Source organism: Herbaspirillum sp. LeCh32-8 (assembly GCF_017814915.1).
Taxonomy (GTDB): domain Bacteria; phylum Pseudomonadota; class Gammaproteobacteria; order Burkholderiales; family Burkholderiaceae_D; genus Herbaspirillum.
Window position 1 is genome coordinate 25,741 of the sequence record NZ_JAGIPZ010000013.1, and the last position, 15,638, is coordinate 41,378.

General features: G+C 62.2%; 17 protein-coding genes. 6 read left to right on the forward strand and 11 right to left on the reverse strand.

The features are described from left to right. The first annotated feature begins 187 nt into the window (after positions 1 to 187). The 5 genes from J8I26_RS19255 (at position 188) to J8I26_RS19275 (ending at position 4,175) form a co-directional block, all read left to right on the forward strand. Positions 188 to 712 (forward strand): cytochrome b, encoded by a 525-nt coding sequence (locus J8I26_RS19255; RefSeq protein ID WP_209608725.1) that lies wholly within the window; start codon positions 188 to 190, stop codon positions 710 to 712. Positions 713 to 844: 132 nt separating this feature from the next. Continuing rightward, positions 845 to 1,411, forward strand: a complete 567-nt coding sequence (locus J8I26_RS19260) for a YceI family protein (protein WP_209608726.1) — start codon at positions 845 to 847, stop codon at positions 1,409 to 1,411. A gap of 106 nt (positions 1,412 to 1,517) precedes the next feature. Continuing rightward, the gene (locus J8I26_RS19265; RefSeq protein ID WP_209608727.1) at positions 1,518 to 2,093 is read left to right on the forward strand and encodes a YceI family protein; all 576 of its coding nucleotides are present in this window, start codon (positions 1,518 to 1,520) and stop codon (positions 2,091 to 2,093) included. Positions 2,094 to 2,276: 183 nt separating this feature from the next. Beyond that, positions 2,277 to 2,912 carry a pyridoxamine 5'-phosphate oxidase gene (gene pdxH / locus J8I26_RS19270; RefSeq protein WP_209608728.1) on the forward strand — a complete coding sequence of 212 codons (636 nt, stop codon included), beginning with the start codon at positions 2,277 to 2,279 and terminating at the stop codon, positions 2,910 to 2,912. Between the two features lie 57 nt (positions 2,913 to 2,969). Beyond that, positions 2,970 to 4,175, forward strand: coding sequence for a cyclopropane-fatty-acyl-phospholipid synthase family protein (locus tag J8I26_RS19275; protein WP_209608729.1), 1,206 nt, complete (start codon positions 2,970 to 2,972; stop codon positions 4,173 to 4,175). A gap of 132 nt (positions 4,176 to 4,307) precedes the next feature. Here J8I26_RS19275 and msrA read toward each other — a convergent pair whose 3' ends face one another. Beyond that, positions 4,308 to 4,841, reverse strand: coding sequence for a peptide-methionine (S)-S-oxide reductase MsrA (gene msrA, locus J8I26_RS19280; RefSeq protein ID WP_209608730.1), 534 nt, complete (start codon positions 4,839 to 4,841; stop codon positions 4,308 to 4,310). Between the two features lie 192 nt (positions 4,842 to 5,033). Between msrA and J8I26_RS19285 the strand changes: the two genes are divergently transcribed. Then, positions 5,034 to 5,543 (forward strand): flavin reductase family protein, encoded by a 510-nt coding sequence (locus J8I26_RS19285; protein WP_209608731.1) that lies wholly within the window; start codon positions 5,034 to 5,036, stop codon positions 5,541 to 5,543. An 84-nt stretch (positions 5,544 to 5,627) separates the two neighbouring features. Here the strand turns inward: J8I26_RS19285 and J8I26_RS19290 are convergent, their stop codons facing one another. The 10 genes from J8I26_RS19290 to J8I26_RS19335 all read right to left on the reverse strand — a co-directional run bounded on the left by J8I26_RS19290 (position 5,628) and on the right by J8I26_RS19335 (position 15,527). Then, on the reverse strand, positions 5,628 to 6,362 hold the full coding sequence (locus J8I26_RS19290; RefSeq protein ID WP_209608732.1) for an OmpW family outer membrane protein: 735 nt from the start codon (positions 6,360 to 6,362) through the stop codon (positions 5,628 to 5,630). A gap of 305 nt (positions 6,363 to 6,667) precedes the next feature. After that, positions 6,668 to 7,714, reverse strand: a complete 1,047-nt coding sequence (locus J8I26_RS19295; protein WP_209608733.1) for an L-threonylcarbamoyladenylate synthase — start codon at positions 7,712 to 7,714, stop codon at positions 6,668 to 6,670. Between the two features lie 22 nt (positions 7,715 to 7,736). After that, complete coding sequence (locus J8I26_RS19300) at positions 7,737 to 8,936, reverse strand: 5-(carboxyamino)imidazole ribonucleotide synthase (protein WP_209608734.1); 1,200 nt, start codon at positions 8,934 to 8,936, stop codon at positions 7,737 to 7,739. Beyond that, entirely contained in the window at positions 8,933 to 9,430 is a 498-nt protein-coding gene (gene purE / locus J8I26_RS19305; RefSeq protein ID WP_209608735.1) for a 5-(carboxyamino)imidazole ribonucleotide mutase, read from the reverse strand. The genes J8I26_RS19300 and purE overlap by 4 nt, the downstream gene beginning before the upstream one ends. 3 nt (positions 9,431 to 9,433) lie before the next feature. Then, the gene (locus J8I26_RS19310; RefSeq protein WP_209608736.1) at positions 9,434 to 10,330 is read right to left on the reverse strand and encodes a phosphoribosylaminoimidazolesuccinocarboxamide synthase; all 897 of its coding nucleotides are present in this window, start codon (positions 10,328 to 10,330) and stop codon (positions 9,434 to 9,436) included. A gap of 80 nt (positions 10,331 to 10,410) precedes the next feature. Then, on the reverse strand, positions 10,411 to 11,475 hold the full coding sequence (gene fba / locus J8I26_RS19315) for a class II fructose-bisphosphate aldolase (protein WP_209608737.1): 1,065 nt from the start codon (positions 11,473 to 11,475) through the stop codon (positions 10,411 to 10,413). Between the two features lie 26 nt (positions 11,476 to 11,501). Then, the gene (gene pyk / locus J8I26_RS19320) at positions 11,502 to 12,935 is read right to left on the reverse strand and encodes a pyruvate kinase (protein WP_209608738.1); all 1,434 of its coding nucleotides are present in this window, start codon (positions 12,933 to 12,935) and stop codon (positions 11,502 to 11,504) included. 129 nt (positions 12,936 to 13,064) lie between these two features. Next, on the reverse strand, positions 13,065 to 14,255 hold the full coding sequence (locus tag J8I26_RS19325) for a phosphoglycerate kinase (RefSeq protein ID WP_209608739.1): 1,191 nt from the start codon (positions 14,253 to 14,255) through the stop codon (positions 13,065 to 13,067). 172 nt (positions 14,256 to 14,427) lie between these two features. Further along, positions 14,428 to 14,751 carry an AzlD domain-containing protein gene (locus J8I26_RS19330; RefSeq protein WP_209608740.1) on the reverse strand — a complete coding sequence of 108 codons (324 nt, stop codon included), beginning with the start codon at positions 14,749 to 14,751 and terminating at the stop codon, positions 14,428 to 14,430. Further along, complete coding sequence (locus J8I26_RS19335; protein WP_209608741.1) at positions 14,748 to 15,527, reverse strand: AzlC family ABC transporter permease; 780 nt, start codon at positions 15,525 to 15,527, stop codon at positions 14,748 to 14,750. The genes J8I26_RS19330 and J8I26_RS19335 overlap by 4 nt, the downstream gene beginning before the upstream one ends. Between the last annotated feature and the right edge of the window lie 111 nt (positions 15,528 to 15,638).

Genomic DNA, 15,638 nt, shown 5'->3' on the forward strand with positions numbered 1-15,638 from the left:
TCGAATTGCACGAGTAATGCGCCGCCGCAAAGCTCTTTATACTCACAATCGGCCAAAAGAATGGCATGATGCAACGCACCCGATGGGCTCGCCGCCCGCGCCCATCGCGCATCAGCCGGCCCGTGCATGCTTGCGAAACCATTTCGGGCTAAGCCATTCAAACCGCAACAATAAGATTCCGCCCGCTATGGATCGCTACACCAAACCTGCCGTGCTGCTGCACTGGCTGATCGCCCTGCTGATCATCTCCGCCTTCGGCCTCGGCTTGACCATGGTCAATATCCCGGGCCTGACGCCGACCAAGCTCAAATACTTTTCCTGGCACAAATGGATAGGCGTGACCGTACTGGCGCTGGCCTGCGTGCGCCTGCTCTGGCGCCTCACGCACAAGGCGCCGGCCTATCCCTTGCACATGCCGCAATGGCAGCAGGCTGCCGCACACGGGCTGCACCTGGGCCTGTATGCGCTGATGTTCGCCATTCCCGTTTCCGGCTATTTCTACAGCCTGTCGGCCGGCGTGCCGGTGGTCTACCTGGGCATCGTGCCGCTACCGGTGCTGATGGCCCCCAACCCGGAACTCAAGCCGCTGCTCAAGGAGCTGCACTATGTGCTCAATATGGTGCTGCTGGCCGCCTTCGCGATGCACGTACTGGCGGCGCTGAAGCACCAGTTCATCGATCGCGACAATATTTTCCGGCGCATGCTGCCGTAAGCGGCGCCGTTTCAGATACGCCGCAAGCCAGCCGCCGCGGCGCGTTTCACTCGCTTTATGTTGGTTTGTATTTCACGCAGGCTTGCCCCAAGCCACACCGTTCGTCTTAGTCTGTTTTTACCGGGACCCGATATGACACTGCGAAGCATCCTCCACCCCACCCTCGCCGCCCTCGGCGCCGTCGCCCTGATGGCCTCCGCGCAAGCGGCGCCGCTGAAAGTCGACGCTGCCAAGAGCAGCGTCGGCGCCACCTTCAAGCAACTCAACGTGCCGGTCGACGCCAAGTTCAAGAAGTTCGCCGCCAACATCGACTTCGACGCCTCCAAGCCTGAACAAGGCAAGGCCAGCGTCGACATCGACGTCTCCAGCTTCGACCTGGGCGAAGCCGAATACAACAAGGAAGTGCAGAAGAAGGAGTGGTTCAACGCCGCGCAATTCCCCAAGGCGACCTTCGTCGCCAGTTCCATCAAGGCCGCCGGCGCCGGCAAATATGATGTGGCAGGCAAGCTGACCATCAAGGGCAAGAGCACCGACGTCAGCTTCCCGCTGACCGTGAAGAAGGAAGGCAACACCCAGGTGTTCGACGGCACCTTGCCGATCAAGCGCCTGACCTACAACATCGGCGAAGGCGAATGGAAGGACACCGGTATGGTGGCCGATGAGGTCAGCATCAAGTTCCACATCGTCGCAGCGCCGTAAGCATTTTCGCAATCCCACTGACAGCACAACAACATCCGCGCCCTATTGCGCCGCTCCACCGCGGCGCCCGATAAGCCGGTATTTTCTACACTCAAGGAACCGAACCATGAAACTGAATCACGTCCTCGTCGCTCTGCTCGCCGCCGGCGCAGCCGTCTCCGCATCCGCCGCCGACACCTACACCATCGACCCAAGCCACACTTACCCCAGCTTCGAAGCCGACCACATGGGCGTGTCGATCTGGCGTGGCAAGTTTGACAAGAGCAGCGGCACCGTGACCCTGGACCGCGCGGCCAAGACCGGCACCATGGAAATCACCGTCGACACCTCCTCGATCGACTTCGGCCACGCCAAGATGAACGAGCATGCCAAGAGCGCCGATATGTTCGACGTCGCCAAATTCCCGACCGCCGTGTACAAGGGCACCGCCATCAAGTTCGACGGCGACAAGCCTGCCTCGGTCGAAGGCACCCTGACCCTGCACGGCGTGACCAAGCCGGTGACCCTGACCATCAACAAGTTCAATTGCATCCAGCACCCGATGCTCAAGCGCGAAGTGTGCGGCGGCGATGCGTCGGCTACTTTCAACCGCGCCGACTTCGGTGTGGACTACGGCGCGAAGTACGGCTTCTCGATGGAAACCAAGCTGGCCATTCAGGTCGAAGCGATCAAGACCAACTGATCAGCCTGTCCTGACAGCAAAAAGCCGATGCGATAATGCATCGGCTTTTTTTTGCGTCGCTTGTTCGCGATCATTGAAGACGCCGTCGCCCGGGCGCACAATGGCTCGCATTCGTCGTTTTGCCGTTCTGCAAAACTTTTTAAAACGCGCTACTCTAGCGCTGTTCCATGAGGACCAAGTAGCATGTCGATAGCAGACCTACGTAAAGACTACAGCCGCGCCAGTTTGTCCGAACTCGAAGCCGCCGCCGATCCGATTGATCAATTTGCAATCTGGTTCGACGAAGCGACCAAAGCACAAGTACCCGAATACAACGCGATGAGCGTTGCCACCGTCGGGGCCGATGGAAGACCGTCTTCGCGCATCGTCCTGATCAAGCAGTTTGACCAGAATGGCTTTACTTGGTTTACCAACTACGACAGCCGCAAGGGAAGGGATGTCGAATCCAACCCGTACGTAGCCTTGTTGTTCCATTGGGTAGAACTTGAACGCCAGGTTCGCATCGAAGGAAAGATCGAGCGCGTCACCAAGGAAGAAAGCGACGCGTATTTCTTCAGCCGACCGCTGGGCAGCCAGCTGGGAGCCATCGCCTCCCGCCAGAGCCAGGCAGTCTCGGACCGCGAAACACTGGAACGACAATACGAAACGACGAAGCAGCAATTCGGCGAACATCCGGTGCGCCCCGCTCATTGGGGCGGCTACCGGGTCATCCCTGATCGCATCGAATTCTGGCAAGGCCGCCCATCGCGCATGCACGACCGCGTGCTCTATACACGCACTGATAGTGGCGAATGGCAGCGGCTGCGCCTGCAGCCCTGACGAAGAAAATCTTGACAGGGCTGTTAAGCATTCACGTCACTAACGCGGAGGAAAATCGTGTTTTGGGAAAAGAAGCTTGACGCCTGGGTAGAAAATATTCGCAACGCATCTGCACTGCCGCTGCGGCTGGTACTGTGGAACGGACAGCAATACGACTTCAGCACGGGTTCGCCCGAAGTCACGCTGAAAGTGCCGCAGGCATCGGCCATCACCTCGCTGCTCAATCCTTCGCTGGCCAATCTGGGCGAGGCCTATGTGGAAGGCAAGATCGAGGTGGAAGGCGCGGTCAAGAACATCATCAAGGTGGCCAACGGGCTGGCCGCCAACACGCTCAAGGCCGAAGGCAAGCTCGGTCGCATCGTGCGCAGCGTGACGCACACCAAGAAGAAGGACGCGGAGGCGATCCAGTATCACTACGACGTCTCCAACGACTTCTACAAGCTATTCCTCGACGAGAACATGGTGTACTCCTGCGCCTATTTCGAGAACGGCGACGAAGACCTGGTCAGCGCGCAAATCAAGAAGATCGATCACATCCTCGACAAGATCCAGCTCAAGCCCGGCCAGACCCTGCTCGACATCGGCTGCGGCTGGGGCGCGCTGGTGCTGCGCGCGGCCCAGAAGTACGGCGCCAAATGCGTCGGCGTCACCCTGTCGCAGAACCAGTACGCACTGGCGCGCGAGCGCGTCGAGCGCGCCGGGCTGTCCGACCGGATCGAGATCCGCCTGCAGGATTACCGCGACGTCACCGGCACCTTCGACCGCATCACCAGCGTGGGCATGTTCGAGCATGTCGGCATCAAGAACCTGCCCGGCTACTTCCGCCAGATCAACAAGTTGCTGGCCGATGACGGCATGGTGATGAACCACGGCATCACCAGCACCGACATCGACAACGGCGAGTCGCCTTATGGCGCCGGCGAGTTCATCGACAAGTACGTGTTCCCCGCCGGCGAGCTGCCGCATATCAGCATGGTGTTGAAGACCATGCAGGAAGGTGGCCTGGAAGCCTTCGACGTGGAAAACCTGCGCCGTCACTACGCCAAGACTTGTGGCATGTGGGCCGATAATTTCGAAGCAAATACCGAAGCCATTCGTAAAGTCACCGACGAAAAGCATTACCGCATCTGGCGCGTCTATCTCGCCGGCAGCTCCTACGGCTTCGAGCGCGACTGGATCTCGCTGTACCAGGTGGTGTGCACCAAGGCCGACACCAGCGCCCAGACGTTGCCGTGGTCGCGCAACTACGTCTATAACAAATAAGGTTCTTTCCGCTGGTCGCCGGGCATGCATCGGTGTATCGATGATGTCCGCTGAGCCGGAATCTGTAGATAAAAAAACGGGCATGCGGCTTGGCCGATGCCCGTTTTCTGTTGACTGCCTGGTGCTTCTTTCTTATTGCGCCTTGCTCTTCTGCGCAAACACCTCTCGGAATTTGGCGAGCTTGGGCGCCACCACGAACGCGCAGTAACCCTGGAAGGGATGCTGCTGGAAATAGTTCTGGTGGTAGTCCTCGGCCTTGAAGTACGGTTGCGGCGCACTCAGCTCGGTAACAATGGGCGCATCCCATACCAGCGCCATCTCGGCGATGATGTGCTTGGCCGTGTCCTGCTGCTGCGCGTCCTGGTAGTAGATGACCGAGCGGTATTGCGTACCGACGTCGTTGCCCTGTCGATTCAAGGTGGTGGGATCGTGGATCGTGAAGAAGATCTCCAGGATCTCGCGATAGCTGATCTGCTGCGGGTCGAAATGCAGCTTGACCACCTCGGCGTGGCCGGTCTGGCCGCCGCACACCTGTTCATAACTGGGATTGGCAATCGCGCCGCCGGTGTAACCCGACTCCACCGCCTCCACCCCTTTGACTTGCTGGTAGACGGCTTCCAGGCACCAAAAACATCCGCCGCCCAACACTGCGATTTCGCTAGCCATTTCGGCCCCCTTTTTCAGTTGCATTGCATGAAACTCTAACGCAAAACGGTACGTCCCGTCCGAAGGATGTTGACGCACACCAACATGGCGCATCGACAAGCCGGCGGCAGGAGTGGCCGCGATCCGCTATCATGTTGGTTTGTGGCCGGCCTCGCCGCCGCGCCTCCATCCCGGATCAAACCCATATTCCCGATGCACACACGCTATCCGCGCGCCGAATCGCGCGAATTCGACGCCGCTCATTTCCGCCAGGCCCTGTCCCAGTTCGCCACCGGCGTCACTGTGATCACCACGCGCCTGTCCGACGGCACCCTGCTCGGCCTGACCGCCAGTTCATTCAACTCGGTCTCGCTGGATCCGCCGCTGGTGTTGTGGAGCCTGGGCACCAAGGCCAACAGCCTGCCCGTGTTCTCCGGCAACTCGCACTACGTGATCAACATCCTTGGCGCCGAGCAGGCGCACGTGGCGCAGCAGTTCGCCAGCAGGAAGGAAAACCGCTTCGAGGGCATCCCCTACACCCTATCGCGCACCGGACAACCCGTGCTGGATGGCGTCTCGGCCTGGTTCGAATGCCATAACCGCAGCCAATATCCGGAGGGGGATCACGTCATCTTCGTAGGTGAGGTCGAACACTGCGAAGTCAATCCGCAGGCGGCGCTGGTGTTTCACAACGGGCAATTTATCAAGACCGGCGAAATCTGATCGCCCCGCGACGGCTAACATCGCCAGTGATGCTGCAAATAAAAAAGCGCCCGAAGGCGCTTTTTTATTTTCTACGCGTTCAGCTTAGAACTTGTAGCCGACGGACAGGAAGCTCACGATCGGATCCAGCGTGATGGTGGTCTTGTAACGCTGTGCACCCAACGCGGCTGCGGCGCCTGCCGGCTGGGCAGTGATGTCGGCATCGGTCTTCAGCGGGATGTAGGAAACCGACAAGCTCATCGACCAACGATCATTGAAGTTGTAGGTGGCGCCCAGGTTCAGAACCGGCGACCAGGACGAGCTCAGCGACGCGGTTGCGGTGCCGTTACCCAGCGCTGCGGAATTCTGGAAAGCCTGCGACAGGGAAACGTCCGAGTACCACACATAGGTCACACCAGCGCCCAGGAACGGACGGAACTTGTCGTTGGCGCCGCCGAAGTAGTATTTGGCAACCAGCGCCGGGCTCCATTGCTTGGCCTTGCCCAGCTCGCCCAGAGCGGCCAGGTCACCGGTGCCCTTGAGCTTGAACTCCGGCGGAATGCCCAGGTCGGCGGTCAGCGCGAAGTTATCGGTGAAGAAGTGGGTGAAGGCGATACCAACGGTGTCAGCGGTGCTCACGCTGGAAGTGCGGTTCGGATAGAAGCCGGCGCCAGGGCCGTTCAGCTTGCTCAGGCCGGAGCTGGAATCCTGAGGCGCCAGGTGGAACCAGCCCAGGTTCACAATGTTGCTGCCAGCCTGCTGCGCCATGGCCGGAGCGGCGCATGCTGCCATCACGGACAACGCGGCGATTTTAGGCAAAAGGGAAAATTGTTTCTGCATTTCTGTCTCCAAGAGTTAAGGGCATTCTTGCCCTGATTTTTATTCCCGCAGGCTGGCGTCGGCGGGCTGTTTCCCAACGGCTGATTTACCGTTTTTCATTTTTTTGCGTAACTCAGGGTAACTGATACACCCCTGGCACTTACATCCGTCAATCAAAAAGAACGCGCGTGCTATTCTTGGAAGATACTATGCCAGCTTTGTGACAATTTGTATAGAAGATGTCAGGAGCTGTCTTGTTTTGACAACCGGCAACTGACCGCAAAGTCAGTACCGGCGCAGACAGCAGAGTTTCGGTAGTGAGGAGATCAGCGGCCCAGCCGCTCCAGGATACCTTGCGAATCAAAGGCGGCGCGGCGCAGACGATCGTTCACGCCCTGCCATTGCGCCGTCAGCGGCAAGGCCTCCACCACGATGATGTCGCAACCGGCATGGTCCATGTCGCGCAATGCGGCGTAGAGATCGTGCGCATAGGCATCCGCCTCTTGCGGCATGGCTTGCGTCACCGCCACGCGATGCGCATCCCCTGTGCGGGAAATCAGGGCAACCTTCTTCCCTGCGTCGGCCAGTTTTGCCAGCACTGCGGCCAGCTCGTCGGGCTGCACCTGCACCACCGGAGTGTGCGGCGCATAGTGCGCATCCAGCGTGCCCGAGGCGCGCGGCGCGGCGGCGTCGGGCGCAGCCGGCATTACGCCCAGCACGGCGGCGATCTGGTCGGCGCTGATGTGGCCGGGACGCAGCAGCACCGGCCCATGGGTATCGATGCGGGACAGATCGACAATGGTCGACTCAATGCCGACATCGCTCTGCCCACCGTCCAGCACGTAATCCACCAAGCCGTCTTCATCGTCGCCGAATTCTTCGCGCACGTGGGCTGCAGTCGTCGGGCTGACATGGCCGAACTTGTTGGCCGACGGGCCTGCGATGCCGCCCTTGCCGCCACGGAATTCACGCAGCAGCGCTTGCGCCACCGGGTGCGAAGGACAACGCAGGCCCACCGAATCTTGGCCGCCGGCCACGGCGTCGGGAATATGCGGCGCGCGCTTCAGAATCAACGTCAACGGCCCCGGCCAGAACGAGGCGATCAGACGGCGCGCCTCCACCGGCACCGATGCCGCCCAGTAAGCGATATCGGCCTCGGGCGAGACGTGCACGATCACCGGATGGTTGGCGGGACGGCCCTTGGCGGCGTAGATAGCGGCAATCGCAGCCGGGTCTTCGGCGTCGCCGCCCAGGCCGTAGACGGTCTCCGTCGGGAACGCCACCAGTTTGCCCTGCTCCAGCTTGCGGGCAGCCAGCATGACGGCTGCGGCATCGATGCCGCGTTCGGTGGGGGCTTGCTTGTCGTCGCTCATCGCCGTGTCCTGCAATCCAAAATCAAACTGCGATGCCGAGGATGGCGCAGGCGGAAGCCAGCTGCTGTTGCGCATCGTCGATGGTGGCGCCGGTGAAGGTCACGTGGCCCATCTTGCGGCCGCGACGCGCCTCGGCCTTGCCGTACAGGTGCAGGTGCGCGCCGGGCAGCGCCAGCACTTTTTCCCACGCCGGTTCGCGCACAGTCTCGCCGTCGTACCAGACGTCGCCCAGGATGTTCAACATCACTGCCGGCGAATGCTGGCGTGCGTCTCCCAGCGGCAGGCGGGCCATGGCGCGCGCCTGCTGCTCGAACTGGCTGGCGACGCAGGCGTCGATGGTGTAGTGGCCGCTGTTGTGCGGACGCGGCGCCATTTCGTTGACTACCAGCGAACCGTCCTGCAGCACGAAGAATTCAATGCACAGCACGCCCACGTACTGCATCGCGCCAATGATCTGCAGCGCCGCCTGTTGCGCGCGCTCGGCGGCTTCGGGCTTAATGTTGGGACCGGGCACGGTAGTGGTGAACAGGATGCCGTCGCGATGCACGTTCTCTGCGATCGGGTAGACCACGGCCTGACCGTCGTCGCCGCGCGCCACCAGCACCGAGACCTCGTAGGCCAGCGGCAGCATCTTTTCCAGCACGCAGGTCACGCCCTTCATGTCCTTGAAGGCGGCGCGCACTTCATCCTGCGTGCGCACGCGGACTTGTCCCTTGCCGTCGTAACCCATGCGGGCGGTCTTCAGGATGCCAGGCAGCAGATCGTCGCCGATGGCGGCGATGTCGGCTTCGGTCTGGATCACACGGTGCGGCGCCGGCAGCACGCCGGAACGCGTCCCGCATTCGGTGAAGAAGGCCTTCTCGGCCGTGCGGTCCTGCGCGATCGACACGCCCGAGGCGGCCGGCGCCACGAAGGTCTGGCCGGCCAACGCGGCCAGGCTTTGCGCCGACACGTTCTCGAACTCGGTGGTCACCGCAGCGCACAGCGCGCCCAGTTCCGCCAGCGCCTTGGCGTCGTCATACGGCGCGGCCAGCAGGCGATCGGCCACCTGCCCGGCAGGGCAGTCGGCATCCGCTTCCAGCACGGCGACCTTGAAGCCCATGCTTTGCGCGGCGTGGGCGAACATGCGGCCGAGCTGGCCGCCGCCCATCACGCCCAGCCAGGTGGCAGGCGTGGTCGAGGGAATGGCGAAAGGCTGTTTCTTCACGGACTGCTGGGTCATACAGGCAACTTCATATCGAGAGCGACTTGCGTCTGGGTCTTGCGGAATGCGTCGAGCTTGACGGCCAGCGCATCGTCGGTGGTCGCCAGGATAGCGATGGCCGACAGCGCCGCGTTGGCGGCGCCGGCCTCGCCGATGGCATAGGTGGCCACCGGAATGCCCTTGGGCATCTGCACGATGGACAGCAGCGAATCTTCGCCGCGCAGGTACTTGGACGGCACCGGCACACCCAGCACCGGCACGATGGTCTTGGCCGCCACCATGCCCGGCAGGTGGGCGGCGCCGCCGGCGCCGGCAATGATCGCGCGCAAGCCACGCTCGCGCGCGGTCTCGGCGTAGTCGAACATCTGGTCAGGCATGCGGTGTGCGGAAATCACCTGCGCCTCGAAGGGGACGCCGAAGTCATTCAGGATGGACACGGCGTTCTGCATCACGTCCCAGTCCGAGGACGAGCCCATGATGACGCCGACCAGCGGCTTGATGGCGTTGCTCATGGCTCAGTCCTTCAGCTTGTTGCCGGTCAGGCGTTCCAGCGCTTCGCGGTACTTGGCGCCGGTTTTCTCGATCACGTCGTCCGGCAGCGGCGGCGCCGGCGGGGTCTTTTCCCAGCCGTCCACGGTTTCCAGGTAGTCGCGCACGAACTGCTTGTCGAACGACGGCGGCGAGATGCCGACCTGGTAGCTGTCGGCCGGCCAGAAGCGCGACGAGTCTGCAGTCAGCACTTCGTCCATCAGGTGCAGCACGCCGTTGTCGTCCAGGCCGAACTCGAACTTGGTGTCGGCGATGATGATGCCGCGGGTGGCGGCGTAGTCGGCAGCCGCGGTGTACAGCGCGATCGCGGTGTCGCGGATCTTGTTGGCCAGCTCGGCGCCGATACGCTGCACGGTTTCCTCGAAGCTAATGTTCTCGTCGTGCTCGCCCAGGTCGGCCTTGGCGGCCGGCGTGAAGATCGGCTGCTCCAGCTTGGAGGCCTGCTGCAGGCCGGCGGGCAGCTTGATGCCGCAGATCGCACCGGTGGCCTGGTAGTCCTTCCAGCCCGAGCCGATGATGTAGCCGCGCACCACCGCTTCCACCAGGATCGGCTTCAAGCGCTTGGCCACCACGGCGCGTCCGCGCACCTGCTCCACTTCGGCCGGTGTCACCACCGACTCCGGATCCACGCCGGTCAGGTGGTTGGGCACGATGTGGCCCAGCTTCTCGAACCAGAAGTCGCTCATCTGGTTCAAGACCTTGCCCTTGCCGGGGATCGGCTCGTTCATGACGACGTCGAAGGCCGACAGGCGGTCGGTCGTCACGATCAGCAACTTGTCGTCGCCGACGGCGTAGTTTTCGCGGACCTTGCCGGTGCCCAGCAGCGGCAGGGAGGTGATCGAGGATTTGTACAGACTGCTCATGGTGGTCTTCCGTAAAGTCAAAAACCGGGACCGCCTTAAACGGATCCCGGTTGGTTGGTACGTAGTGCTTGTGCTACGGCTTACTGGACGATTTGCGCCAGCTCGCCCTTCTTGTACTTCTCTGCGATCTTTTCCAGCGGCAGGGCCTTGATCTTGCCGGCCTGGCCTTCGCAACCGAACGACAGGAAGCGCGCCTTGCACACCAGCTTGGCGGCTTCGCGGGCAGGCTTCAGGTAATCGCGCGGGTCGAACTTGGACGGGTTCTCGAACAAGTAGCGGCGGATCGCGCCGGTCATCGCCAGGCGGATGTCGGTGTCGATGTTGATCTTGCGCACACCGTGCTTGATGCCTTCCTGGATCTCTTCGACCGGCACGCCGTAGGTTTCCTTCATGTCGCCGCCGAATTCGCGGATCTCGGCCAGCAGTTCCTGCGGCACGGAGGAGGAGCCGTGCATCACCAGGTGGGTGTTGGGGATGCGGGCGTGGATTTCCTTGATGCGGTCGATCGCCAGGATGTCGCCGGTGGGCTTGCGCGAGAATTTGTAGGCGCCGTGCGAGGTGCCGATGGCGATGGCCAGCGCGTCGCACTGGGTCTGCTTGACGAAGTCGGCCGCCTGGTTGACGTCGGTGAGCAGCTGCTCACGGGTCATGGTGCCTTCGGCGCCGTGGCCGTCTTCCTTGTCGCCCTTCATGGTTTCCAGCGAACCGAGCACGCCCAGTTCGGCTTCCACGGTCACGCCGATGGCGTGCGAGAACTCCACCACCTTGCGCGAGACTTCGACGTTGTATTCGTAACTGGCCACCGACTTGCCGTCTTCTTCCAGCGAGCCGTCCATCATCACCGAGCTGAAGCCCGACTTGATCGCCGCCATGCACACCGCCGGCGACTGGCCGTGGTCCTGGTGCATCACGACCGGGATGTGCGGATAGGCTTCCACCGCGGCCGAGATCAGGTGGCGCAGGAAGGCTTCACCGGCGTACTTGCGGGCGCCGGCCGAGGCTTGCATGATCACCGGCGAACCGACTTCGTCGGCAGCCTGCATGATGGCGGTGACCTGCTCCAGGTTGTTGACGTTGAATGCCGGCAGGCCGTAACCGTTTTCGGCGGCGTGGTCCAGCAATTGACGCATGGATACGAGAGGCATGATGAAAACTCCAGAACGATAAAAAATCAGTACTCGCCGACCTTGAGGATCTTCAGGGCGTTGGTGCCGCCCACCTGGCCGATGGGCTCACCCCAAGTGACGACGACGAGATCCCCGCGTTGCACCACGCCCTTGGCCAGCAGCAGATCCTGCGCGCCCTTGAGCATGGTTTCGGTGTCGGCGCATTGCGCCAGTTCCAGCGTGGTGACGTTGCGGAACAGCGCGGCCTTCTGGCGCGTGCCGACATTGGGGGTTACGGCGAAAATCGGGATATCGATGTTGTGACGGCTCATCCACAGCGCCGTCGAACCGGACTCGGTCAGCGCCACGATGGCCTTCACGCGCAGGTGATGCGCAGTGAACAGCGCGCCATAAGCGATCGACTGGTCGACGCGGGTGAAGCGCTGGTTGATGAAATCGGCGTCGACCTTGGCTTCTTCCGAACGCTCGGCTTCCTCGCAGATGGCCGACATAGCTTCCACGGTTTCCACCGGATACTTGCCGGAGGCGGTCTCGGCCGAGGTCATCACGGCGTCGGTGCCGTCCAGCACGGCGTTGGCGACGTCGGAGACTTCCGCGCGGGTCGGCACGGCGTTGACGATCATTGACTCCATCATCTGGGTCGCGGTGATGGTCAGCTTGTTGGACGCGCGCGCCATCCTGATCATGCGCTTTTGCAGGCCCGGCACGGCCGCGTTGCCCACTTCCACGGCCAGGTCGCCGCGTGCCACCATGATGCCGTCGGAGGCGTCGAGGATCTCCTGCAGCAGCGGGATCGCTTCGGCGCGTTCGATCTTGGCGATCATCATCGGCTTGTGGCCGAACGGCTCGCCGGCCACGTTGGAGAGCTGGCGCGCCATTTCCATGTCGGTCGCGTTCTTGGGGAAGGACACGGCGATGTAGTCGGCCTGGAAGCTCATCGCGGTCTTGATGTCGTCCATGTCCTTGGCGGTCAACGCCGGCGCCGACAAGCCGCCGCCCTGGCGGTTGATGCCCTTGTTGTTGGACAGCTCGCCACCGATCTTGACCACGGTGTGGATCTCATTACCCAGCACCTTCTCCACCTTCAGCACGATCAGGCCGTCGTTCAACAACAGCACGTCGTTGCCCTTCAGGTCACGCGGCAACGCCTTGTAGTCCAGGCCCACGCGTTCCTGGTTGCCCATCTGGCAATCGGCGTCGAGGATGAACTTGTCGCCGTTGGCCAGCATCACCTTGCCGTTTTCGAACTTGCCCACGCGGATCTTCGGACCTTGCAGGTCGGCCATGATCGCAACCTTGGTGCCGCACTCGTCGGCCACGTCGCGCACCAGCGTTGCGCGGTCGATGTGATCCTGCGGCTTGCCATGCGAGAAATTCAGGCGCACCACGTTCACGCCCGCGCGAATCATGCGGGTCAGGGTGTCGCGGTCGCTGGACGCGGGGCCGATGGTGGCAACGATCTTTGTGGCTCTGGACATGAGGACTTTCTATTTTCTTTTCGACTTGATGAAGAAGCCCGCCAGACTCCGGTTCAGGAACCGGGGCTTGGCGGATGGCTTCCCGCCCCTGGATGCGCGTCTCCGGCGCATCCTGTAATTCGGTACTGCTTACTGCGCGCGTTGCAGCAGGATGTCGACGGCCGGCAGGGTCTTGCCTTCCAGGAACTCCAGGAAGGCGCCGCCGCCGGTCGAGATATAGCCGACCTTGTCGGCGATGTTGTACTTGGCGATCGCGGCCAGGGTGTCGCCGCCGCCGGCAATCGAGAAGCCCTTGGAGGCGGCGATGGCGCGCGCCAGGGTTTCGGTGCCGCGGCCGAACTGGTCGAACTCGAACACGCCCACCGGGCCGTTCCAGACGATGGTGCCGGCGCGGTCGAGCTGCTCGGCCAGCTGGGAGGAGGTCTCAGGGCCGATGTCGAAGATCATGTCGTCGTCAGCCACGTCCTGCGCGCGCTTGACGGTCGCGGCCGCGGTCGGCGAGAACTCCTTGCCCACCACCACGTCCGTCGGGATCGGCACCGAAGCGCCGCGCTTGGCCATCATGTCGATGATGGCCTTGGCATCTTCCACCAGGTCCGGCTCGGCCAGCGACTTGCCGATCTTCAGGCCGGCCGCCAGCATGAAGGTGTTGGCGATACCGCCGCCGACGATCAGGTTGTCCACCTTTTCGGCCAGCGTCTTCAGGATGGTCAGCTTGGTCGAGACCTTGGAGCCGGCCACGATGGCCACCAGCGGACGCGCCGGCTGGTTCAGGGCCTGGCCCAGTGCGTCCAGTTCAGCAGCCAGCAGCGGACCGGCACAGGCCACCGGCGCGAACTTGGCCACGCCGTGGGTGGTAGCTTCGGCGCGGTGCGCGGTGCCGAAGGCGTCGTTCACGTAGACGTCGCACAGTTTGGCGATCTTTTGCGCCAGCTCGTCGCTATTCTTCTTTTCGCCCTTGTTCAGGCGGCAATTTTCCAGCAGCACCACCTGGCCCGGCGCGACATCCACGCCGTCGACCCAGTTGGACACCAGCTTGACCTCGAAACCGAGCAGCTCGGAGAGGCGCTTGGCGACCGGCGCCAGCGAGTCTTCCGGCTTGAATTCTCCTTCCACCGGGCGACCCAGGTGGGAGGTGACCATCACCGCAGCGCCTGCCTGCTGGGCATCGCGAATCGCCGGCACCGAGGCGCGGATGCGCGTATCTTCGGTGATGTTGCCGGCATCATCCTGCGGCACGTTCAGATCAGCACGGATGAATACGCGTTTTCCTTGCAATTGCTTGGCAGAAATCAGGTCGCTCAGTCGATTGAATTTCATGGGTCCGAATTCGAAAATGGGGGCGAAAAACGTCGTATTTTACTCCAGCCTGACCTCTCCCTGACGGGTTTTTGGGGGGCTGCGGGGCAAAGGTCGGTACGACGGACGTGGTAGCCGGGGCCGGTTCAGCCTTGTTTTTATTAATAAAAAGACAAGGCGTCGGATCGCTGCGTCAAAGCATCAATCTCAGCACTGTAAAGAGTGCCATTCCCGCCACAATAGTTCCCAAAAGATGACGCGTCGCAGCAAAGAAAATAGCGCCGCCAATGCCGGCAAGCAGCTTGGGATTGGCCAGGCTGACGTCGATCATGCCCTCAACCGCCACCAGGTCGGGGATGACAATGGCCGCCATCGCCGCCGCCGGCGCGTAGCCAAGGGCGTGTTTCAAGCGCGGCGGCAGCTTGACCGCATGGCCGAAGAGAAAGAACCCACTGCGGGTGATCAGGGTCGACAAGGTCATCAGGGCGATCGCCGCCCACACATACCATTCGCTCATGCCGTCGCCCCTTCATCCTTGTCGGCGGCCGGCAGGAATCGGTCCACCAGCAGCGCCGCGGCCATGCCCAGCACCATGGCCGCCAGCAAACCCAATCGATAAGGGAAATGCAGCGCCAACACCGACACCGTGCCTGAAACGATGACGCCGGCCAGCGCGGCAATATTGTTGGTCATGGGAATCATGATGGCGATCAGCGCCAGGGTGCCGGCGAAGCCGATGTTCCAACTCTCGGGAATCTGGCTCGCCAGCAGGATGCCGACGGTGGCGCCGAGCTGCCAGCTGAGCCAGCCCGGATAGCAGATGGCGGCGAAGTAGCCGATCTTGCCTGCCGGTTGGCCGAAGGTATGCGGCGGAAAGCGGCGCGGGAAGAACGCCATCGAGATATCGCCGTTGAAGAAACCGTACCACGCGCGGCGATACCAGGGCAGATGCTCAAAATGAGGCGCCACAGCTGCGGAAAAGATGACGAAGCGCAGGTTGACGATCATCGCCGTGAAGAACACCACCAGCAGCGGCGCCCCCACCGCCAGCAGCGGCAGCGCCGCGAACTGGGCCGAGCCGGCGTAGACCAGCAGGCTCATGCCCAGCGACTGCATGATGCTCATGCCGGACTTGACCATGGCCATGCCCGACACGACGCCCCAGGCAAACACCGCCGGGATGGTCGATGCGCTGTCCCGCCAGCCTTCCTGAAAGGCATCCTTCTCGATACGGCGCGCCTCGGACGCGCTACGGTCGTCCCGTGGCCCGGCGTCGCCTGTCTCCGTCTGCATTGTTGTGTCGCTTTGCGCTTGGTTGGATCGGGTATGCGCGGCTTTTTCGCAAGGAATGCGCGCTTGCCTGTCGGCATTGTTACCCAGGCCGAACATTCTACAGATGAAAGT